The sequence below is a fragment of the Mycobacterium pseudokansasii genome (genome assembly GCF_900566075.1).
GTDB classification, from domain to species: domain Bacteria; phylum Actinomycetota; class Actinomycetes; order Mycobacteriales; family Mycobacteriaceae; genus Mycobacterium; species Mycobacterium pseudokansasii.
Window position 1 is genome coordinate 3,752,152 of record NZ_UPHU01000001.1, and the last position, 22,726, is coordinate 3,774,877.

The following is a 22,726-nucleotide window of genomic DNA, read 5'->3' on the forward strand; positions in this document are numbered from 1 at the left end:
CCCCTAACTTCCGAACACCTTGCGCACCACCGCTTTTGCGCGCCGCGTCACCCGCAGATAGTTGTCCAGGAACTCCCCGCCATCGTCGTTGTGCCAGCCCGCGGCCACCGCGACGGCGTTGAGCTGACGTCCTGGTCCGGGCAGCTGGTCGGTGGGCTTGCCGCGGACCAGCACCAACGCGTTGCGGGCCCGGGTGGCGGTCAGCCAGGCCTGGCGTAGCAGGTCGACCTCGTCGTCGGGGACCAGCCCGGCCGCGGCGATCGCGTCCAGGGATTCCAGCGTCGAGGTGTTGTGCAGCGCCGGCACCTCGTGGGCATGCCGCAGCTGCAGCAGCTGCACCGTCCACTCGATGTCGGTCAGTCCGCCGCGGCCCAGCTTGGTGTGGGTGTTGGGGTCGGCCCCGCGGGGCAGCCGCTCGGACTCGATACGCACCTTGATCCGGCGGATCTCGCGCACCGCCTCGGCGGACACGCCGTCGGGCGGATATCGCGTCCGGTCCGCCATCAGCAGGAACCGCTGGCCCAGTTCGGCGTCGCCGGCCACCGAATGGGCCCGCAGCAGCGCCTGGATTTCCCACGGCCGCGCCCACTGCGCGTAGTAGGCCTCATACGAGGCCAGCGTGCGGACCAGCGGTCCGTTGCGGCCCTCGGGACGCAGGTTGGCGTCGACCTCCAGTGGCGGGTCGACGCTGGGTGTGCCCAACTGCGTTCGCACCTGCTCGGCCACCGACGTCGACCATTTGACGGCCTGAGCGTCATTGAAACCGTCGGCCGGCTCGCACACGAACATCACGTCGGCATCCGAGCCGTAGCCCAGTTCCGAACCGCCCAGCCTGCCCATGCCGATGACGGCGATGGCCGCTGGGGCGTGGCCGTCCTCGGGCAGGTTGGCCCGGATGATCGCATCCAGCGCGGACTGCAGCACCGCTAACCACACCGAGGTGAGCGCCTGGCACACGTCGGTGACCTCGAGCATCCCCAGCAGGTCTGCCGAACCGATGCGGGCCAGTTCCCGGCGGCGCAGGGTGCGGGCGACGGCGATGGCGCGCGCCGGGTCGGCATAGCGCCCGGCCGAGGCGATCAGCGCCCGGGCCACCGCGACGGGTTCGGTCTCGAGCAGCTTGGGCCCGGTCGGGCTGTCGGTGTAGTTCTGAATCACCTCGGGCGCGCGCATCAACAGGTCCGGCACGTACGCAGAGGTGCCCAGCACATGCATCAGCCGCTTACCCACGGTCGGCTTGTCGCGCAGCGTGGCCAGGTACCAACTCTGCGTGGCCAGCGCCTCGCTGAGTCTCCGGTAGGCCAGGAGCCCGCGGTCGGGGTCCGGCGCATACGACAGCCAGTCCAGCAGCCGGGGCAACAGCACCGACTGCACCCGACCGCGGCGACCGCTCAGGTTGACCAGCGCCGACATATGTTTCAACGCGGTCTGCGGCCCCTCGTAGCCCAGTGCCGCCAGCTGCCGCTCGGCGGCTTCGGACGTCATGCCGCGGCCCGCGATCTCCAGCCCGGCCGGGCCGATCGATTCCAGCAGCGGCTGATAGAAGAGCTTGGCGTGCAACCGGGACACCCGCACGTTCTGGTGCTTGAGCTCCTCGCGCAATACCCCAGCGGCATCGTGTCGTCCGTCGGGCCGAATGTGGGCCGCACGCGCCAGCCAGCGCACCGCCTCGTCGTCGTCGGCCGGGGGCAGCAGGTGAGTGCGCTTGAGCCGCTGCAGCTGCAGCCGATGTTCGAGGAGCCGCAGGAACTCGTAGGAGGCGATCATGTTGGCCGCGTCCTCGCGCCCGATGTAGCCGCCGTCGCCCAACGCCGAGAGCGCGTCGATGGTGGAAGCAACATGCAATGAGTCGTCGCTACGGCCGTGCACGAGCTGCAGCAGCTGCGCGGCGAACTCGACGTCGCGCAGCCCGCCGCTGCCGAGCTTGAGCTCGCGGCCGCGGATGTCGGCCGGTACCAGCTGCTCCACCCGGCGGCGCATGGCCTGCACCTCGGCCACGAAATCCGCACGCTCGCAGGCGGTCCACACCATCGGCATCAGCGCTTCCAGGTAACGCTTGCCGAGTTCGGTGTCGCCAACCGCCGCGCGGGCCTTCATTAGTGCCTGGAACTCCCAGGTCTTTGCCCAGCGCTGGTAGTAGGCGAGGTGCGATTCGACAGTGCGCACCAGCTCCCCGCTGCGGCCCTCCGGCCGCAGCCCGGCGTCAACCTGGAAGAACGCCGACGACGCGACCCGCATCATCTCGCCGGCGACGCGGGTGGTGACCGGGTCGGCACGCTCGCCGACGAAGATGACGTCGACATCGCTGACGTAATTCAGTTCGCGCGCACCACATTTGCCCATCGCAATGACGGCCAGCCGCGGCGCAGCGCGGTCACCACACACCGTCTTCTCGGCCACCCGCAGCGCCGCGGCCAGCGCCGCGTCGGCGATGTCGGCCAGGTGGGCAGCCACCACGGTGAACGGCAACACCGGCTCGTCTTCGACGGTCGCGGCCACATCCAGCGCCGCCAGCACCAGCAGGTGGTCGCGGTACAGGGCGCGCAACCGGTGTCCCACCGAGCCCGGCGCATCCGACGAACCCTCGACACACGCGAGGAATGACTGCTGCATCCGGTCGCGCGAGGGCAGGGTGATCTTGCCGCTCAGCAGCTTCCAGGACCGCGGGTGCGCGACCACATGGTCCCCCAGCGCCAGCGAGGAACCCAGCACCGCGAACAGCCGTCCGCGCAAGCTGCGTTCGGTGCGCAGAGCCGCGTTCAGCTCTTCCCATCCAGTGTCGGGGTTTTCGGCCAACCGCACCAGCGCTCGCAGTGCGGCGTCGGCGTCCGGGGCCCGCGACAGCGACCACAGCAGGTCGACGTGGGCCTGGTCGTCTTCGTCGGTCCAACCCAGCTGGGTCAGCCGGGCGCCAGCCTGCGGGTCGACCAGCCCGAGACGGCCGACGCTGGGCAGCTTGGGTCGCTGCGTCGCGGGCTTCGTCACGACCTCGACGGTAGCGCAAGCCGGCGCGGTAGCGGCGCGAGCGGCCGCGTTGGGCTAGAGCGACAGGTAGGTGCGCAGTTCGTAGGGCGTGACGTGGCTGCGGTAGTTAGCCCATTCTCGGCGCTTGTTGCGCAGGAAAAAGTCAAAAACATGCTCCCCCAACGCCTCCGCGACGAGCTCGGAAGCCTCCATGGCGCGCAGCGCACTGTCCAGACTGGACGGCAACTCGCGGTAGCCCATGGTGCGGCGCTCCTCGGGGGTCAGGTCCCACACGTTGTCCTCGGCCTGCGGGCCCAGCGCGTAACCCTTCTCCACCCCACGCAATCCAGCGGCCAGCAGCACGGCGAACGCCAGGTAGGGATTGCACGCCGAGTCCGGGCTGCGTACCTCGACGCGTCGCGAGGACGTCTTGTGCGGCGTATACATGGGCACCCGCACCAGCGCGGAACGGTTGGCCGCACCCCACGAGGCGGCAGTGGGCGCCTCACCGCCCTGGACCAGCCGCTTGTAGGAGTTGACCCATTGGTTGGTGACCGCGCTGATCTCGGAAGCGTGCTCGAGAATTCCGGCGATGAACGACTTGCCCACGTCCGACAGCTGCAGCGGATCGTCGGGGCTGTGGAAGGCGTTGACGTCACCCTCGAAAAGACTCATGTGGGTGTGCATCGCCGAACCGGGGTGCTGCCCGAACGGCTTGGGCATGAACGTCGCGCGCACACCCTCTTCCAGCGCCACTTCCTTGATGACGTAACGAAAGGTCATCACGTTGTCGGCCATCGACAACGCGTCGGCGAACCGCAGATCGATCTCCTGCTGGCCGGGCCCGCCTTCGTGGTGGCTGAACTCCACCGAGATGCCCATGAACTCCAGAGCCTCGATCGCATGCCGGCGGAACTTGGAGGCCGATTCGTGCACCGCCTGGTCGAAGTACCCCGCGTTGTCGATCGGAATGGGCTCCGACCCGTCTTCGGCGCCGGGTTTGAGCAGAAAGAATTCGATTTCGGGATGGACGTAGCAGGAAAAGCCGAGCTCGTTGGCCTTGGTCAGCTGCCGGCGCAGCACATGCCGCGGGTCGGCCCACGACGGTGAGCCGTCCGGCATGGTGATGTCGCAGAAGATCCGCGCCGAGTGGTGGTGCCCGGAGCCGGTCGTCCACGGCAGCACCTGGAAGGTCGACGGATCCGGGTTGGCCACGGTGTCGGATTCCGATACCCGGGCGAAGCCCTCGATCGAGGACCCGTCGAAGCCGATACCCTCCTCGAAGGCGCCTTCGAGTTCAGCAGGGGCGATGGCGACCGACTTGAGGAAGCCGAGCACGTCGGTGAACCAGAGCCGAACAAAGCGGATGTCGCGTTCTTCGAGCGTGCGCAGGACGAATTCCTTCTGCCGATCCATAACTGGAACACTATGCAAGCTCTGTTAATACCGTGTTACCAATGCCCGGCCAGACACGTTGCGAAGCCGGCTCAAGACCCGCAGCGAAGATTCGTCGGCGGCAACGTCAAATCGACGAGGTAGCGCACCACCGCGGTGTCTACGCAGTCGTTGCCGTCGAACACCGCAGTGTGCTGGGTCCCGTCGTAGGTGATCAGCGCCGCGCCCAGCTGCCGGGCCAGGTCTACCCCGGCCTGATAGGGGGTGGCCGGGTCGTGGGTGGTGGAGACCACCACGACCTTGCCCGGACCGGCAGGTGACGCGGCGTGTGGTGTTGAGGTCGCCGGTACCGGCCACAGCGCACACAGATCTCGCGGCGCGAAGCCGGTGAACAGCCCGTAGCTGAGGAACGGCGCGGCCTGGCGGAACTGCTGATCGGCCGACACCCAGGACGCGGCATCCGTCGGCGCCGGCGCGTCGACACAGCGGATCGCGTTGAACGCGTCCTGGTCGTTGTCGTAGTGGCCCTCGCGGTCGCGGCCGTTGTAGTCGTCGGCAAGGGCCAGCAGGTCGCCGGCGTCGGTGCCGCGCTGCAGCCCCAGCAGGCCGCTGGTCAAGTACTTCCAATGCTGCGGAGTGTAGAGCGCGTTGATGGTGCCCGTGGTGGCGTCGGCGTAGCTCAGGCCCCGCGGATCCGAGGTCTTGCCCGGCTTGGCTACCAGCGGGTCGACCAGCGCGTGGTAGCGGTTGACCCACTGGGCCGGGTCGGTGCCCAGCGGGCAGGCCGTCGAGCGGGCGCAATCCGCGGCATAGTCGTTGAAAGCGGTCTGAAATCCGGCCAGTTGCTTGGCATTTTCCTCGATCGGACCGATGGTCGGGTCGATCGCGCCGTCGAGCACCATGGCCCGGACGTGGGCGCCGAACCGCTCGACGTAGGCGGTGCCCAACTCGGTGCCGTAGCTGTAGCCGAGGTAGTTGATCTGGTCATCACCGAGGGCCTGACGAATCCCGTCCATATCGCGCGCCGCCGACGCGGTCCCGACGTTGGCCAGGAACCCGGGCCCCATCCGGTCGACACAGTGCTGTGCCAGCTCCCGGTACAGCTGCTCGATGTGGGCCACCCCGGCCTGGCTGTAGTCGACCATCGGGTCGCGCCGGTAGGCGTCGAACTCGGCGTCGGTGCGGCACCGCAGGGCCGGTGTCGAGTGGCCGACTCCTCTGGGGTCGAAACCCACCAGGTCGAAGTGGCGGGCGATGTCGGTGTCTTTGAGTTCGGGCGCCATCACGGCAACCATGTCGACCGCGGACGCGCCCGGCCCGCCGGGGTTGAACAGCAGCGACCCGATCCGCTGCCCGGTCGCGGGAACCCGGATGACCGCCAACTCGGCTTGCGCCGTGCCGGGGTGGTCGTAGTCGACCGGGACCGCCACGGTCGTGCAGCGTGCCGTCGGGATATCCCGGGTGTCGGGTACGAACGCGGAGCACGAACCCCAATTCTGTTGCTGCGCCGCGGCCGCGGGCGTTACCGGGCTCTGAGTCTGACCGGTGTCGGCCTCGGGAGTCGCGCGGGCCGACGCCAGTTGACCGCCGAGCACGAGTCCCACTGACAGCAGCGCCGAGCTGAACGGTCTCAGACGCGACATGGCCAGCATCGTCTCACCCACGGATACCCGCCGCGACACGAAGGTGTCACGCCTTGATCTCGCACGGCGTGGCGCGCGGTGGGTCCGCGGCGGGCCTCAGTCGGCGCCGACGCTCTGGGCTTCCGCTACTTCTTCGTGCCGGCCGACGTGGGCCTCGGCGCGCATGCGCTTCACCATGTGCGGGTAGTGCAGCTCGAACGCCGGCCGCTCCGAGCGGATTCGGGGCAGCTCGGTGAAGTTGTGCCGCGGCGGCGGGCAGCTGGTGGCCCATTCCAGTGAATTGCCGTGACCCCAGGGGTCGTCGACCAGCACCAGTTCGCCGAAGCGCCAACTCCTGAAAACGTTCCATGCGAACGGCAGCACCGAGACCCCGAGGATGAATGCCCCCACAGTGGAGACCACGTTCAGCGTTTGGTAGCCGTCGGTGGGCAGGTAATCCGCGTAGCGGCGCGGCATCCCCGCATTGCCCAGCCAGTGCTGGACCAGGAACGTGGTGTGGAACCCGATGAACGTGAGCCAAAAGTGCAGCTTGCCCAGCCGCTCATCGAGCAGACGTCCGGTCATCTTCGGGAACCAGAAGTAGACGCCGGCGTAGGTGGCGAACACGATGGTGCCGAACAGCGTGTAGTGGAAGTGCGCCACCACGAAATAGCTGTCGCTGACGTGGAAGTCCAGCGGCGGGCTGGCCAGCATCACCCCGGTCAGGCCGCCGGCCAGGAAGGTGACCAGGAACCCGAACGAGAACAGCATCGGCGTCTCGAACGTCAACTGGCCCTTCCACATGGTGCCGATCCAGTTGAAGAACTTCAGGCCGGTCGGCACCGCGATCAGAAACGTCATGAAGGAGAAGAACGGCAGCAGCACCGCCCCGGTGACGAACATGTGATGGGCCCACACCGCCACCGACAGCGCCGCGATGGACAGGGTCGCGTAGACCAGCGTGGTGTAGCCGAAAATCGGTTTGCGGGCAAACACCGGGATCACTTCGGAGACGATGCCGAAGAACGGCAGCGCGATCACGTACACCTCGGGGTGTCCGAAGAACCAGAACAGGTGCTGGAACAGGATCACCCCGCCATTGGCGGCGTCATAGATGTGGGCACCGAGGTGGCGGTCGGCGGCCAGGCCGAACAGCGCGGCGGTCAACAGCGGGAAAATCATCAGCACCAGCACGCTGGTGACCATGATGTTCCAGGTGAAGATCGGCATCCGGAACATCGTCATGCCCGGCGCGCGCATGCAGACCACGGTGGTGAGCATGTTGACCCCGCCCAGGATGGTGCCCAGGCCGCCGACACCCAGGCCCAGGATCCACAGGTCGCCGCCGGGTCCCGGGCTGTGGATCGCGTTCGACAGCGGAGTGTAGGCCGTCCAGCCGAAGTCGGCCGGACCGCCCGGCACGATGAAGCCGCTGAGCGCGATCAGCGCGCCGAAGATGAACAACCAGAACGACAGCGCGTTGAGCCGCGGGAAGGCCACGTCAGGCGCGCCGATCTGCAGCGGCAGCACCAGGTTGGCGAACCCGAACACGACCGGGGTGGCGTAGAACAGCAACATCGCCGTGCCGTGCATGGTGAACAACTGGTTGTACTGCTCGTTGGACAGGAATTGCAGCCCGGGTGCGGCGAGTTCACCGCGGATCAGCAAGGCCATCAGGCCGCCGATGAAAAAGAAGATGTAACAGGCGACCATGTACATGATGCCGATCATCTTGTGGTCGGTGGTGGTGATGATCTTGTAGATCAAGTTGCCCTTCGGCCCGACCCGGGCCGGAAACGGCCGGCGGGCCTGAAGGTCGTGGGCGGGCGGCGCTTCAGTGGTCATGGGTTGACTCCAGGGGGTCTCATGATCGGAGCAGCATCGGAGCAGCGTCGGAACAGCATCGGACAAGCCGCCCAAGTATTCCGGCATGCCACCGTCGCGTCCTAGGGCCAAACGTCCCTTGATTCCGCGGCGACTTAGCCTGAATGCACCGATGCAATTGGCGCCTTGAGTGTGTCGTAACAGCAGAAGTGCCCTTTGACCTGGGAAGATCGGAGTTGGTGAAGCTTCAATCCGTCCCGAGGAAAGGGCACCTCGTAAGTGCAATTGTTACATGCCGCGGCCAAGACGCACGCCAGCTTCGATGACCCGAATCTCGTGTCGCATGCCGGGCTGGTGCCGGTGATGCGGCTGGCCCAGCTGGTGGGGCTGGAAGAGCTTGTCGCCCAGCATGTTCGGCTCAACGCCGAGGTGGGCGCCAACGCAGGTGTGAAGGTCGGCTCGCTGATCGCGGGGATGATCGCCGGCGCCGACGATATCGACGGCATGGACCTGTTGCGCCACGGCGCGCTGCCGGACACCTTCGGCGGGATCCGCGCCCCTTCCACGCTGGGGTCGTTTCTGCGCGCGTTCACCCACGGCCACGTGCGTCAACTAGGAGCGGCGCACCGCATGGTGCTGGCCGAGCTGGCCGCGCGCACCCCGCTGCTGCCCGGCGCCGATCAGCTGGCATTCATCGATGTCGACTCGACGCAGAAGCGGGTATTCGGGCCGGACAAGCAGGGCGCGGCGTTCGGGCATGCCAAGATCGCGTCCAAATCGCTGACGGTGCGCGGGCTTAACGCGCTGATCGCCACCGTGAGTACCCCGATCGCCGCCCCGGTGATCACCACCACCCGGCTGCGCGGCGGCAACGCCGCCTCCGCACGCGGGGCGGCATCGCTAGTGGCCGAGGCGATCAGCACTGCCCGCGCCGCCGGGATTACCGGGCTGATCGTGGTGCGCGTCGACTCGGCCTTCTACAACGGGGCGTTCGTGGCCGCCTGCCGCCGCAATGGGGCACATTTTTCGGTCACCGTGCGCATGGATCCCAAGATCCGCCGTGCCATCGCCGCCATCGACGAGGACGCCTGGACCGCCATCGCCTATCCCAACGCGGTGTTCGACGAGCAGGCCGGGCAATGGATCTCCGACGCCGAGATCGCCGAAGTCCCCTACACCGCGTTCACCTCCACCCCAGCGCATGCCACCGAGGGGCGGTTGATCGTGCGCCGGGTGCGCGATCTGGCCAAAAGCCCCGCCGGCCACGGCCAGGGCGAGCTGTTTGCCGCCCACCGCTATCACGCGGTATTCACCAACAGCCCGTTTCAACTCGTGCAGGCCGAATCCCAACACCGCGCCCACGCCATCATCGAACAGGTCTTCGCCGACCTGTTCGCCGGGCCACTCGCCCATCTACCTTCGGGCAAGTTCAATGCCAATGCCGCCTGGCTGGCCCTGGCCGCCACCGCCCACGCGCTCACCCGCGCCCTGGGTGTGTTGGCCTCACCCGAACACGCCCTGGCCCGCGGTGCCACCATCCGCACCCAACTGATTAACGTCGCCGCCCGCCCCGCCCGCGCCGGACGTGACACGATCACCTGGCACCTACCCCGCGACTGGCCCTGGGAACAACACTGGCTCAACGCCTTTCACGCCACCCACCGCGGACCACCAGCGCTGGCCGCCTGAAAGAAAACCGCGCTCCGTCACCGCCCGCCCTGACCAAACCGCCCTACTTCAGGGGCCAATCCCAACTGGACAAGCTGGCAGAAGAGGCCAGCAGCTCAAACGCGCCACCACCCAGCGGCCTCAACTCAATCCGGTCGCAAACCGTCACACCAAGTACATCGGTGGATTCAGGCTCAGTGGTCGCACTCGCAAATTCGTCGGGGGTCGATCTGTTCTGTTAGGAGGCCGGCGTTCGCCCGACACCTGTCGAGATCGACGCCAGCGCGATGCCCACCCTCGGCGAACTTGCGTGGGTGACCACTTAGTCGCCGGGTTGCGCCGCCGGCGTCAGCATTTCGCGCCGCTCGGCGGGGTGGTCCCGCCGATCAGGTAGGCCGTGACGTAGTCGTCGATGCAGCTGTCGCCCTGGAAGACCACGGTGTGCTGGGTTCCGTTGAAGGTCAGCAGCGAGCCGTGCAGCTGGTTTGCCAGGTCAACTCCGGCTTTATAAGGAGTCGCCGGGTCATGGGTTGTCGACACCACGACCGTCGGCACCAGGTCCGGTGCGTAGACGACGTGCGGCTTGCTGGTCGGCGGCACCGGCCAGAATGCGCAGGTGCCAAGTGGCGCGTCGCCGGTGAACTTGCCGTAGCTCATGAACGGCGCGAGCTCGCGGGAGCGGCGGTCCTCGTCGATGATCTTGGCGCGGTCGGTAATCGGCGGCTGGTCAACGCAATTGATGGCCACGCGCGCGTCGGTGGCGTTGGTGTAATGACCGTGCGAGTCGCGGCGCATGTACATGTCGGCCAGCGCGAGCAGGGTATCCCCGCGGTGGTCGGCCAGCTCCGAAAGGCCGTCGGTCAGGTGACTCCACAGATTCGGCGAGTACAGCGCCATGATGGTGCCCACGATCGCGTCGCTGTAGCTGAGTCCCCGCGGGTCGTTGGTGCGCGCCGGCCTGCTCACCTGCAGGTTGTTGGGGTCGACCAGCGGGTCGACCAGGCTGTGGTAGACGTCGACGGCCTTGGCCGGGTCGTTGCCCAACGGGCAGCTACCGTCCTTGGCGCAGTCGGCGGCGTAGTCGTTGAAGGCGTCCTGAAATCCCTTGGCCTGACGCAGATCCGCCTCGATGGGATCCGCATTGGGGTCGACCGCGCCGTCGAGGATCATCGCCCGCACCCGCTGGGGGTAGGCCTCGGCGTAGGCGGAGCCGATCCGGGTGCCGTACGAGTAGCCGAGGTAGGTCAGTTTGTCGTCGCCCAGTGCCGCGCGGATGGCATCGAGGTCCTTGGCGACATTGACCGTCCCGACGTTCGCCAGGAACTTCTTGCCCATCTTGGCGACACAGCGGCTGACGAATTGCCTGGTTTCCTCTTCAATGCGTGCCACACCCGCCGGGCTGTAGTCGACCTGCGGCTCCGCCCGCAGCCGGTCGTTGTCGGCGTCGGAGTTGCACCACAGTGCGGGACGCGAGGACGCCACGCCACGCGGGTCGAACCCGACGAGGTCGAACCGTTCATGGACCCGCTTCGGCAACGACTGGAAAACGCCGAGCGCGGCCTCGATACCCGATTCACCCGGACCACCGGGATTGATGACCAGCGAACCGATCTTGTCCCCCGTCGCCGGGAAGCGAATCAGGGCCAGGGCCGCGACGTCACCGTCGGGATGGCCGTAGTCGACCGGCACGGCGAGCTTGCCGCACAGCGCGCCGCCGGGAATCTTCACCGCCGGATTGGAGCTGCGGCACGGCGTCCACTGCACCGGCTGTCCCAGCTTCGGCTCGGCCATGCGAGCGCGCCCGCCGACGACGCGGATGCAGCCCGTGAGAACCAACGCCACGGTGGCGATCACGGTCCAGATCAGCAACATGCGCGCGAACTTTTCGCGGCGAAACAGGCACATGGCAACCTATGGTGCCAGAGCCGGCCGAAGATGCTGGCCAATGAGCGTCGTGGGTCGAATCACCCGACGGCCGCCAGCAGTTCTTCCATGGCAATAGCAAACTCGTCGGCCATTTCCCACAAGTCCGGCAGCAGTTCCGGACACGAGACGAGACCGATGTCCAGCTTGCCGTTGAGCGACATGACCGTGATGTTGAGACCGGAGCCGTGAAAGATCGGCCCCAACGGGTACATCGACTTGACCTGGCAACCCAGTAGGTACAACGGAACCTGCGGCCCCGGTACGTTGGAGACCACCAGGTTGTGCACCGGCAGACTCTCGGTCAGCCGGGTCCTGGCGTAGACGCGCATCGCCACCCCGAAAACGGCCGGCGCGGCGAACTGTGACCAATCCTGCAACAGCGTCGCGCCGATAGCCGAACTATGGCCCTTCGCAGCCGAATTCGCTTGGGCGATGGCCCGCAGACGCTCCACCGGGTCGGCGATTTCGGTGTGCAGGCTGGAGAACATCGCCGAAACCTGGTTACGGCCGGGACGATCGGACTTGCCGTGCACCGAAACGGGCACCGACGCCACCAGCGACGAGTCGGGCAGGGCGTTGCGTTCGGCGAGATACTGCCGAAGTACCCCGGAAACCAGTGCCATCACCAGATCGTTCACCTTGACGCCGAAGTGGTTCTTCACCGTCTTGATGTCCTCGAGATCCAGTTCGGCGTAGGCGATGTTGCGGCGACCGCTGATGCTGGCGTTGAACACGGTACGCGGCGCGGCGAATGGGCGTGCCATGGTCAGGCCGTCGCGGGCCCGCAACACCGTGGAGACCACCGAGGACACCGTCTGCGGCATCACGTTGGCCAGCTGTAGCGGCCGGGCGGCAAACCTGACCAGGCCGCCGGCGGCTATCTGCCAGCCGGTGCCACCACCGACTCCGTCCACCGGATCCGGCGCGGGCGCATCGGCTTCGGTGGTACACAGCTGCGACATCAGGTTGGCTCCGGTCACCCCGTCCACGGCGGCGTGGTGCACCTTGGTCATGATCCCGATGCGGCCCCGGTGATGGCAATCGGTACCTGCCACGCCTTCGACGACCCACATCTCCCACAGCGGTCGCCGGCGATCCAAGGGCAGCGACGCGATATGTCCGCAGATCTCCGAGAGTTCCGCCCGGCCGCCCGGTGACGGTAAACCGATGCGGTGCACATGGCGATCGATGTGGAAGTCGTCGTCGTCCACCCAGACCGGATGGTCGAGGTTCAACGGGCTGCTGGCGAGCTTCTCCCGGAACTCCGGCAGTGCTTTGACGCGAAGCGACAATGCCTCGCGCAGCCGGTCAAAGGTGTAGCCGCCCGGCATCGTCGAGGTGTCCAGGTCCATGATCGAGCACACGTGCATCGGCTGGGACGAGGTTTCCAGGTACAAGAAGCTGGCGTCGAGGCCACTGAGCCGCTGCATCCGCCGATGGTAAGCCGATTCACGGGGTCCCACAGTGTATCTAGGCCGAAGAGATGGCAGACTGTGAGTGTCAGACGAACCCGGGGACCCCCTGCTGGGCCACGAGGATCGACCCGACCAACACCTAGGGACAATGATGTCTGAGCAGAATATCTACGGCGCCAGCCCGTCGACACCCGCCGACCCGGCCGCGCCACGAACCAAGGTCCGCACCCACCACCTGCAGAAATGGAAGGCCGAAGGCCACAAGTGGGCCATGCTCACGGCCTACGACTACTCGACCGCGAGGGTCTTCGACGACGCCGGCATCCCGGTCCTGCTGATCGGCGATTCGGCCGCCAACGTCGTCTACGGCTACGACACCACGGTGCCGATCTCGGTCGACGAGCTGATTCCGCTGGTCCGCGGCGTCGCGCGGGGTGCCCCGCACGCATTGGTCGTCGCCGACCTGCCATTCGGCAGCTACGAGGCCGGACCCAGCGCCGCGCTGGCCGCGGCCACCCGGTTCATGAAGGAGGGCGGCGCGCACGCGGTCAAGCTGGAAGGCGGCGAGCGGGTGGCCGAGCAGATCGCCTGCCTGACCGCGGCGGGGATCCCGGTGATGGCTCACATCGGCTTCACCCCGCAAAGCGTGAACACACTGGGCGGGTTCCGGGTGCAGGGCCGCGGTGATGCCGCCGAGCAGACCGTGGCGGATGCGATCGCCGTCGCCGAAGCCGGAGCTTTCGCGGTGGTGATGGAGATGGTGCCGGCTGAGCTGGCCACCCAGATCACCGGCAAGCTGACCATTCCGACGGTCGGGATAGGCGCCGGACCCAACTGCGACGGCCAGGTCCTGGTCTGGCAGGACATGGCCGGTCTCAGCGGTGGCAAAGCCGCCCGCTTCGTCAAGCGCTACGCCGACATTGCAGGCGAATTACGCCGCGCCGCAAGGCAATACGCCGACGAGGTGGCCGGCGGGATCTTCCCCGCCGAGGAGCACTGCTTCTAGGTCTTCTCGATCTTCCAGGTTGTCACTGACACCGATTCCGGAAGTCGGTCAACGGCTGGCGAATGCCCTGTAGGTCGGCATGAACCGCCGGGTTGGCATCCATGTACTGCTGCAGCTGGTCACGGATATCCTCGCGGGGCTGACCCTTGAGGCTGGTGAAGTAATCGTTGACGTCCGGATGGGTGAACAGATAAGCGGAGGTCGCCGCCGCCACCCCCGCGGACACCCCGGCCAGGTCGGCTGCCGTGCAATTCGGCGGTGGCGGTGCGGGGTCGCCCGGATCGGCCCAGGCCGGCCCGATGCCGCCCAACAGCATCGCGGCGCTGATCGCACCGGCACCCAACCCGCCGGCGACCACCCGGGACGGGGCACAACCCAAGAACAACATCGACAACTCCTTCGTCAGGGGATCCGGAGGGGATCCGATCGGCCTCTCACAGCCAAGCCGCAGCGGTGGCCCGCACCGCAAACGATAAGTGGTTCCGGCGACACGCACCGACCAACATGCCGTACGCCGTGTGACCCGAGCCTGGGCCGGGCGGCCAACCCCGGGTGTGGCACTCTCTATGAGGCCTATCCACGATGTACGACCGCGGCGACGCGCTGTCACCGGAGGCGAAATGCCCGTACCTGCGCCGAAGATGGCGCGCAAGCTGGAGGTCGAGCGCAAGTTCGACGTCGTCGAGTCGACGGTGTCGCCGTCGTTTGACGGAATTGCGGCCGTGGCCCGGGTGGACAAGAAGCCGCCCCACGAACTCGACGCGGTGTACTTCGACACGCCGGCGCAGGACTTGGCCCGTAACCGGATCACCCTGCGACGGCGAACCGGTGGCCCCGACGCCGGGTGGCACCTGAAGTTGCCGGCCGGGCCGGACGCCCGAACCGAAGTCCACGCGCCGATCACGGCCGGGGACGCCGTGCCGGCCGAGTTGCTGGACGTGGTGCTGGCGATCGTCCGGGACCGCCCCGTCGAGCCGGTCGCACGGATCACCACTCAGCGGGAAAGCCAGTTTCTGTACGGCGCCGATGGCGCCGCATTGGCCGAATTCTGCAACGACCACGTCACCGCATGGTCGGCTGGACCGGCCGACGGCTCCGATGCCGGGCCCGCCGAACAACAGTGGCGGGAGTGGGAACTCGAGCTCATCGACGCGACGGGGGCCGCCGGTCACGAGCTGCTCAACAGACTGAGCAACCGGTTGCTCGACGCCGGGGCCGCCCCCGCCGGGCACGGCTCCAAGCTGGCCCGCGTGCTGGGCCGGACGTCACGGTCGGCGCGCGAGCCGGCGCCGGTGGATCCGGTCCACCGGGCGGTGGCCCAGCATGTGGAAGAGCTGCTGACGTGGGATCGTGCGGTGCGCGCCGACGTCGACGACTCCGTGCACCAGATGCGGGTGACCACCCGCAAGATTCGCAGCCTGTTGCGCGAGGCCCCGGATTCGTTCGGATTGGCCGACGGCGCGTGGGTTCTCGACGAACTGCGTGAGCTCGCCGGTGTCTTGGGGGTGGCGCGTGACGCCGAGGTGCTCGCCGAGCGCTATCAGAAGCAACTGGACGGGCTGGACCCGGCGTTGGTGCGCGGGCCCGTACGCGAACGGCTCGTCGAGGGCGCCCGTCGGCGATATCAGACGGGATTGCGACGGTCGCTGATCGCGATGCGCTCGAAGCGATACTTCCGCCTATTGGACGCTCTCGACGCGATGGTGGCCGAATACCCCGTGACCACCATCCTCGGACCGGGGCCCGAGCCGGCGACCCCGCCAAACATCGACGCGGCCTACCGCCGCGTCAAGAAAGCCGCGAAGGCCGCCAAGGCGGCGCGGGCCGCCCACGCCACAGCCGCCCCGGCGGACCAGGCCGAGGCAGGTGCGGCCGCGGTAATGCACCCCGACGCGGCATTGCATCGAATCCGCAAGCGCGCCAAGCGATTACGCTATACCGCGGCGGCTACCGGAGCCAACAGGGTGGCCCAGCAGGCGAAGGCTGTCCAGACGTTGCTCGGAGATCATCAAGACAGCGTCGTCAGCCGGGAACATCTTCTCGAGCAGACCGAAGCCGCCCATGCCGCGGGCGAGGACACCTTCACCTACGGCCTGCTCTATCAGCAGGAAAACGATCTTGCCGAAAGCTGCCGGGCACAGCTCGGTGCGGCGCTGCGCAAACTCGACAAAGCGGTGCGCAAAGCACGACCGTGAGCCGCGCGAGGCACATCCCGGTGGAGTGCGAGCGCGGGCGAGTTGGCCTGTAAGCCGGATTCTGTTCCCTGCCGCCGCGGCTGAACCAACGGCGGCACGGCGGCGACCATCCATCTGGACACACCGTCACCGGGTGCCTCGAGCGGCCTACCCGCAGACTCGGGCGAGCAACCCTCGAGCGTCTGCGCGGCCGCACCTTCGTGCAGCCTTCTTGGCCTTGCTTCGGGTGGGGTTTGCCTAGCCACCCCGGTCACCCGGGATGCTGGTGCGCTCTTACCGCACCGTTTCACCCTTACCACCGCGAGGATGGCGGTTTGTTTTCTGTGGCACTTTCCCGCGAGTCACCTCGGATTGCCGTTAGCAATCACCCTGCTCTGTGAAGTCCGGACTTTCCTCGACTCGGCGCTGGCCCTTGCGAACCAACTCGAGCCGCGGCCGCCCGGCCAACTCGTCCGCGACCAACACCGTACCTCCTGTGCATATTCCAAGGCCAGCGTGCGTTTGGCCGCCGCGATTCAATATCGTTTCTCTATTGTCTGCCGCTGCAGCATGCGACAGGAGGTGCGGAGCGATGTCGTCGACCCCGTGGCATACCCGCGCCGACTCCGGCGACTGGGACGCCATCGCCACACAGATCAACGCCCACGGCGGCGCTTTGCTACCCAGGCTGCTCACGGCCACCGAGGCGGCGCGCCTCCGCAGGCTCTACACCCAGGACGACCTGTTCCGCAAGACCGTCGACATGGAGCGCCACCGCTATGGCACCGGCGAATACCGCTACTTTCGACGGCCCTACCCGGAGCCGCTCGAGCAGCTCAAGCACGCTTTGTATCCGCGGCTGCTGACCATCGCCCGGGACTGGTGGGCCAAACTGGGCCGAGACAGCCCCTGGCCGGACACCTTGGACGAATGGCTACAGATGTGCCATGCCGCCGGCCAGACCAAGCCCACCGCGCTGCTGTTGCGATATCGCACTGGGGATTGGAACGCCCTGCACCGTGACCTCTACGGCGACTTGGTGTTTCCGCTTCAGGTGGTGATCAATCTCAGCGACCCCGCCACCGATTACGCCGGCGGCGAGTTCCTCCTGGTCGAGCAGCGGCTCCGAGCCCAATCCCGGGGCACCGCAACGCAATTGCCGCAAGGGTATGGGTACGCATTCACCACTCGGGACCGCCCGGTGCCGTCGGCTCGCGGGTGGTCGGCCGCACCGGTACGGCACGGTATCTCGGTCGTGCATTCGGGAGAACGCTACGCGTTGGGGCTGATCTTTCACGACGCCGCCTGAAACCGCCGGGTTCAGCCGACCGCGCGCGTGCGGTCCGTCGAGCGTGGCCGACCCTGCAACGGTGGGGCGATCCACCGCGGTCACCACAGTTTTGAATTTTTCTTCAGAACCTCTTGACTGATGATAGCTTCTTGACTGAAGATATCGTCAGTTTCCTAATTCTGGAGGATGCCTGGTGACGTACGATCTGGCCGCCCACAACAACTTGCACAGCGGGCATGGCGCTCGCGCCGAAGAGCATCCCGGACGCTCGCGCAACCCGGTGATCAAGGTTCACGACATCGCCTGGCTGGAGTTCGAGAAGCCCGACCTGGACCGCGCCGGGGCGTTCGCCCAGGCGTTCGGCTTCGCCGTCTCCGCGCGCACCCCCGACGAGTTGCAGCTGCGTGGGGCCGACGCGGGATCGCCGTGCATCCTCATCCGGCGCGGCCACCGGTCCCGACTGGTCGGCGCGGCATTCACCACCCAGGACAAAGACGACCTGCTGCGACTGTCCGACGCAACCGGACGGAACCTCCAACGACTGCCCCAGGCGCTCGGCGGCATCTCCGTCAACCTGACCGATCCGGGCGGGCTCACGGTCCGTGTGGTGGCGGGGACCCACCAGTTGGAACCGCTGCCGTCGCAGCCGCCGCACACCTTCAACGCCGGACACGAAGTGCAGCGCATCAACGCCACCCAACGGCCGCCGCGGCGACCAGCCACCGTGCAACGGCTCGGGCACCTGGTCCTGCAGACCACCACCTACCTGCAGACACTCAACTGGTACCTCGACACGCTGGGCATGATCGTCAGCGACTTCCTGTACTACCCGGGTCAACGCGAGCGGGGCCCGACCATGAGCTTCATCCGCTGCGATCGCGGCCTGGCCCCCACCGACCACCACACCCTGGCGCTCGCGTTGGGTCCGGCCAATCGCTATGTGCATTCGGCCTATCAGGTCTGCGACCTGGATTCGTTGGCCGCCGGCGGGCAATACCTGTCCGACTGCGGGTATCGCCGGTCGTGGGGAATCGGCCGCCACATCCAGGGCAGCCAGCTCTTCGACTACTGGCGCGACCCGGACGGGCTGCTCGTCGAGCACTTCACCGACGGAGACATGTTCGACTGCACGCTCGAACCCGGCTGGGCGCCGTTCGCGGCTTCGGGCCTTGCCCAATGGGGCCCGCGCGCGACCAAAGACTTCCTCGGTGCCGACCTCAAATCCCTACCGCGAGAAGCGCTGTCGATGCTCCGCGGCTTGCGCGCCGACAACGAATTCGATTCCCGCCGCCTGATGGGCCTGATCAAAGCGGCCAACTCATGAGCGTCACCATCCTTCGCACCGCAGACGCCTGGTGGGTGCAAACGGCCGACGGCGCACGCAAAGTCGATACCGCCGCGGTAAGCACCGGCGAGTTGTTGGCCGACCGCGCCGCCATCGACGCCGCAGCGACCGGCGGTGAGGTGATACCGATGGACGGCCTGCGACTCATGTCGCCGGTGACGACGCCCTGCCGGGTGGTGGCGCAGATGACCAACTTCGCCTCACACGTCAAAGACTCCGGTATGGACCCGAATTCGACGCCGCTGACCTTCTTCCGAAAGGCGTCGGGTTCGATCAGCGGCCCGTTCGACGACATCGTCAAACCCGGGCACGTCCGGTTCTTGGATTACGAGGTCGAGATCGGGTTGGTCATCGGACGGGAGTTGCCCGTCGGCGCCACCGTCACCGCCGCCAACTGGACCGACTATGTCGCCGGCCTGGTGGTGACCAACGACGTGTCGGCGCGCGACATCCAGCTCCCTAAAACACAGTTCTACGAAGCAAAGTCGTATCCGACGTTCACCCCGGTCGGCCCCGCGCTGGTGCTGCTGGATGCCGGCGAGCTGGGGCGCTTGGGCGAGCTGCGGCTGCGGCTGCGGGTCAACGGCGAACTGCGCCAGGACATGCGGGTGGCCGGCGACATGATCTACTCGCCACTGCAAGCCCTACAGGGGTTGGCGCGGTTTCAGCATCTGCAGCCCGGAGATCTCGTGCTGACCGGGACCCCGGTGGGCACTGCGCTCAGCGCTCCGGCGAAACCCGTCCAGATCGTCAGTTCGCTATTGCCGCCCGCGGTCAAGTGGAAAGCCTTCTTCAAGAGCCAGCTCCGCAACGCCAAGTACCTGCACGACGGCGACGTCGTCGAGGCCACCGTCGGCACCGACGACGGCGCGATCGACCTTGGCGCCCAACGCACGGTGGTGCGGTACAAGTGATCACTCCGCCCGGATCCGTGCCAGTCGTCATCGTCGGCGCCGGGCCGACCGGCGTCACCGCGGCCACCCTGCTGGCCCAATACGGCATGCCCTCCCTGCTGCTGGACAGGTGGGAAAGTGTCTATCCGCAACCGCGGGCGGTACACCTGGACGACGAGATCAGGCGGATCATCACCTGGCTGGGCATCGGTGACGAGTTCGCCGCGATCTCGCGCCCGGCCCTGGGGCTGCGGCTGGTCGACCCGGATCTGCGGACACTGGCTCAGTTTCACCGAGATCCGGCCCACAGCGCGCACGGCTGCGCGCAAGCCAACATGTTCGACCAGCCCGAGCTGGAAGAACTCCTGCGGGCAAACCTCAAGAAGCACAGCCGTGTTGCGTTTCGCGGCAACGCCGAAGTCACCGAGGTCAGCCAGCGGGAGCCCGGCCGGGTGCGCCTCAGATACACCGATCGGGTCAGCGGCGAGCAGCACGTCGTCGACACCGGTTACGTCCTGGGTTGCGACGGCGCCAACAGCGTCGTGCGCTCCTCGATCGGTGGCGTGCTGCGTAGCCTCCGGTTCGAGCAGCGCTGGCTGGTCGTCGATGTGGCGACCGACTCCGCGATCGACCGGTGGGACGGGGTGTACCAAGTCTGCGACCCCTACCGGGCGGCCACCTACATGCGTATCGGTGAAAGCCGCTACCGCTGGGAATTTCAGCTGCGGGACAACGAAACAGCAGCCGGCTTCGCCACGATGACGAGCCTGTATCCACTGCTTGCCCCGTGGGTCAACGGAGTGCCGGCCGATGAGCTGTCCGTGGTGCGGGTGGCCGAATACACGTTTCGGGCAGCCGTGGCCGACACCTGGCGCCAGGGGAACGTCTTTCTGCTCGGCGACGCCGCTCATCTGACACCGCCGTTCATCGGCCAGGGCATGGGCGCCGGCATCCGTGATGCGGCGAACCTGGCCTGGAAGCTGGCCGGCGTGCTGACCGGGAACCTTCCCGCCACCGTTCTCGACACCTACGAGCAGGAGCGAAAGCCGCACGCCCGCGCCATGATCGGACTCGCCTTGACTGTGGGTTGGTCCATGACGGCCGGCGGCAGGTTCGGCAACGCTGTGCGCGGCGCCGTGGTGCCTCGGCTGCATTTCGTCCCCGGGATGCGGTCACGGTTAACCAACAGCCGAACACCGGCATTGCACCGCAGCGCCTTGGTGCACAAGACGTTTGGCGGCTGGCGGCGCGCAGGAGCGTTGTGCCCCAACGCAATTCTTCCTACGGGTGAACGACTCGACGCGGTGCTGGGACGAGGCTTCGCGCTCATCACCACCGAGACACCCAATTCTGGTCAGCGCGAACAACTCCGTCGCCGCGGGGCCGTGGTAATCGACGCGGCGCCGGGCAGCGAACTTGCTCACTGGCTGCAGCGCGGCGCGGTGACGGCGGCCGTCATCCGGCCCGACCGCACCGTGTTGCGTGCCGGGCGCCGACTGGCCGGCCTCTGCGCTGCGGTGCCCCGATTTGTGTTGCCCGGCAACGGCGATAGCGCCGAATACGAGAGGAGATGACGATGCGCAACGATCCGCGTGGTGTCGTGCTGGCGTGCTGCGGCGCGTTGGTGGTGGTCATGTCGGCGGTCGCCGGCGTCAACGTGGCGCTGCCCGACATCGCGTTGGACCAAGGGGCCAGCGCGACCGATCTGACCTGGATCGCCGACGCCTACACGGTGGCGCTGGCGGCGCTGGTGCTGCCGGCGGGAGCGATCGGTGATGACTTCGGCCGGCGGCGCACCCTGATCGGCGGCACCGTGCTGTTCGGGCTGGCCAACGTGCTGGCAGCCGCCGCCGGCTCACCCCACACGATCATCATCGCCCGGGTGATCATGGGTATCGGCGCGGCGCTGATCATGCCGAGCACGCTGTCGACGATCACTGCGGTCGTGCATCCCGACCATAAAGGCCGCGCCGTCGGCATCTGGGCCGGATTCGCCAGTGCGGGATCGATTATGGGGCTGCTGATCAGTGGCCTGTTGCTCGAGCACTACTCATGGCGTTCCACCTTCATCGGCACCGCCGCAATGGCCGCGGTGTCGCTGCTGGTCACGGTGGCGCTGGTGCCCAGCACCAAGAGCGCGGAGGAACCCGCGCCCGACTTCCCCGGGGCCGGTTTGAGCGCGATCGGGATCGGTGCGCTGGTGTACGGCATCATCGAAGGCGCCGACCATGGCTGGACCCATTCCACGGTGGTTGTCGCTTTCGTCGCGGCGGTGTCGGCGATGACCCTGTTCGTCGTCCACGAGCTGCGCGTCGCGCGCCCGATGCTGGATCCGCGCCTGTTCGCCGATGGCGGCTTCAGTTCCGGAACGGCGGCGCTGATCATCCAATTCCTGGGCACCTTCGGCTTCTTCTACGTCGGGCTGCAATACCTCCAGCTGATGCTCGGCTATGGGCCTTTGAAATCTTCCCTGGCGATGCTGCCGATGGCCGCGGTCGTCCTTCCTGTTTCCGCGATCGCACCGAAACTGGGTGAACGCCTTGGCAATCGGCTGGTAATCGCCGCTGGGCTGGCGTGCATGGTTGCCGGCTTCGCCCTGCTGGCCCGCCTCGGCACCGCCTCTACCTACACCGATCTGCTGATCGGCATGCTGGTCTTCAGCGGTGGCCTGGCATTGTCGGCCACCCCGGCGACCAACACCATCGTGGACTCGCTGCCGCCGGACAAACAAGGCGTCGCCTCGGCGATGAACGACGTCACTCGCGAACTGGGCGCTGCGCTGGGCATCGCGCTGCTGGGCTCGCTGTTCAGCGCCGGTTACCGCAACCACCTCAGGCTGCCGGCGGCGGTGCCGACGCAAGCGGCCGGCACCATCCGCGAATCACCCGCGGCGGGCATGCACGTCGCCGCCGACCCGCAACTGGGCACGCTGGGCCCCAGCGTCAACGACGCTGTCCGCGATGCCTTCGTCACCGGCCTGTCGCACGCCTTCACCGCAGGCGCCGTCATCACCGGTCTGACACTCGTTCTGCTGCTGGTGTTCCCGCTGCCGCGACGCGGACGGCACCGCAAGGCGCGGCGCCTGCCGGCGCCGCCGAGCCCGTCGTGGTGGCTGCCGCTCGTGCGGGGCCAGCTGCCAAGCCTTGCGAAGTCGGCCAAGTCGACCGCGCCAGCACGGCAACACAATTGATGTCGGCCCCGAT

The 22,726-nt window shown here is 67.3% G+C and carries 15 protein-coding genes and 1 other RNA gene; 8 read left to right on the plus strand and 8 right to left on the minus strand.

The features are described from left to right. Positions 1-3: 3 nt before the first annotated feature. The 4 genes from EET10_RS16975 to ctaD form a co-directional block, all read right to left on the minus strand. Positions 4-2,985: a bifunctional [glutamine synthetase] adenylyltransferase/[glutamine synthetase]-adenylyl-L-tyrosine phosphorylase gene (locus tag EET10_RS16975; protein ID WP_036402714.1), complete on the minus strand. Its 2,982-nt coding sequence runs from the start codon at positions 2,983-2,985 to the stop codon at positions 4-6. A 54-nt stretch (positions 2,986-3,039) separates the two neighbouring features. Further along, positions 3,040-4,380 (minus strand): type I glutamate--ammonia ligase, encoded by a 1,341-nt coding sequence (gene glnA, locus EET10_RS16980; RefSeq protein ID WP_036402712.1) that lies wholly within the window; start codon positions 4,378-4,380, stop codon positions 3,040-3,042. Between the two features lie 71 nt (positions 4,381-4,451). Next, positions 4,452-6,011, minus strand: a complete 1,560-nt coding sequence (locus EET10_RS16985) for an alpha/beta hydrolase (protein ID WP_122502815.1) — start codon at positions 6,009-6,011, stop codon at positions 4,452-4,454. An 87-nt stretch (positions 6,012-6,098) separates the two neighbouring features. After that, a complete protein-coding gene (ctaD, locus tag EET10_RS16990; RefSeq protein WP_036402710.1) occupies positions 6,099-7,826 on the minus strand; it encodes an aa3-type cytochrome oxidase subunit I in 1,728 nt (575 codons plus the stop codon). Between the two features lie 258 nt (positions 7,827-8,084). Between ctaD and EET10_RS16995 the strand changes: the two genes are divergently transcribed. Then, complete coding sequence (locus tag EET10_RS16995) at positions 8,085-9,494, plus strand: IS1380 family transposase (RefSeq protein ID WP_036402124.1); 1,410 nt, start codon at positions 8,085-8,087, stop codon at positions 9,492-9,494. 327 nt (positions 9,495-9,821) lie between these two features. Here the strand turns inward: EET10_RS16995 and EET10_RS17000 are convergent, their stop codons facing one another. Next, complete coding sequence (locus tag EET10_RS17000; RefSeq protein ID WP_036402707.1) at positions 9,822-11,378, minus strand: alpha/beta hydrolase; 1,557 nt, start codon at positions 11,376-11,378, stop codon at positions 9,822-9,824. A 59-nt stretch (positions 11,379-11,437) separates the two neighbouring features. Further along, positions 11,438-12,829, minus strand: a complete 1,392-nt coding sequence (locus EET10_RS17005; protein ID WP_023364983.1) for a WS/DGAT/MGAT family O-acyltransferase — start codon at positions 12,827-12,829, stop codon at positions 11,438-11,440. A gap of 136 nt (positions 12,830-12,965) precedes the next feature. Here EET10_RS17005 and panB point away from each other — a divergent pair, with 136 nt between their 5' ends. After that, a complete protein-coding gene (gene panB / locus EET10_RS17010) occupies positions 12,966-13,820 on the plus strand; it encodes a 3-methyl-2-oxobutanoate hydroxymethyltransferase (RefSeq protein WP_036402898.1) in 855 nt (284 codons plus the stop codon). Positions 13,821-13,842: 22 nt separating this feature from the next. On the opposite strand, the gene EET10_RS17015 is transcribed toward panB, so the two are convergent. Next, positions 13,843-14,208 (minus strand): heme-binding protein, encoded by a 366-nt coding sequence (locus EET10_RS17015; RefSeq protein ID WP_051490493.1) that lies wholly within the window; start codon positions 14,206-14,208, stop codon positions 13,843-13,845. 232 nt (positions 14,209-14,440) lie between these two features. Here EET10_RS17015 and EET10_RS17020 point away from each other — a divergent pair, with 232 nt between their 5' ends. Beyond that, positions 14,441-16,015 carry a CYTH and CHAD domain-containing protein gene (locus EET10_RS17020; protein ID WP_122502338.1) on the plus strand — a complete coding sequence of 525 codons (1,575 nt, stop codon included), beginning with the start codon at positions 14,441-14,443 and terminating at the stop codon, positions 16,013-16,015. Positions 16,016-16,049: 34 nt separating this feature from the next. Here the strand turns inward: EET10_RS17020 and rnpB are convergent. Next, positions 16,050-16,466: RNase P RNA component class A (gene rnpB, locus EET10_RS17025), an RNA gene on the minus strand. 120 nt (positions 16,467-16,586) lie between these two features. On the opposite strand from rnpB, the gene EET10_RS17030 reads away from it, so the two are divergent. The 5 genes from EET10_RS17030 to EET10_RS17050 all read left to right on the plus strand — a co-directional run bounded on the left by EET10_RS17030 (position 16,587) and on the right by EET10_RS17050 (position 22,713). After that, positions 16,587-17,303: a 2OG-Fe(II) oxygenase gene (locus EET10_RS17030; RefSeq protein ID WP_036402705.1), complete on the plus strand. Its 717-nt coding sequence runs from the start codon at positions 16,587-16,589 to the stop codon at positions 17,301-17,303. Positions 17,304-17,478: 175 nt separating this feature from the next. Beyond that, positions 17,479-18,609 carry a VOC family protein gene (locus EET10_RS17035; protein WP_122502339.1) on the plus strand — a complete coding sequence of 377 codons (1,131 nt, stop codon included), beginning with the start codon at positions 17,479-17,481 and terminating at the stop codon, positions 18,607-18,609. After that, positions 18,606-19,544: a fumarylacetoacetate hydrolase family protein gene (locus tag EET10_RS17040; protein WP_036402700.1), complete on the plus strand. Its 939-nt coding sequence runs from the start codon at positions 18,606-18,608 to the stop codon at positions 19,542-19,544. The genes EET10_RS17035 and EET10_RS17040 overlap by 4 nt, the downstream gene beginning before the upstream one ends. Then, a complete protein-coding gene (mhpA, locus tag EET10_RS17045) occupies positions 19,544-21,097 on the plus strand; it encodes a bifunctional 3-(3-hydroxy-phenyl)propionate/3-hydroxycinnamic acid hydroxylase MhpA (RefSeq protein ID WP_036402894.1) in 1,554 nt (517 codons plus the stop codon). The genes EET10_RS17040 and mhpA overlap by 1 nt, the downstream gene beginning before the upstream one ends. Positions 21,098-21,099: 2 nt before the next feature. Continuing rightward, positions 21,100-22,713 (plus strand): MFS transporter, encoded by a 1,614-nt coding sequence (locus EET10_RS17050; RefSeq protein WP_167480188.1) that lies wholly within the window; start codon positions 21,100-21,102, stop codon positions 22,711-22,713. Positions 22,714-22,726 lie beyond the last annotated feature (13 nt).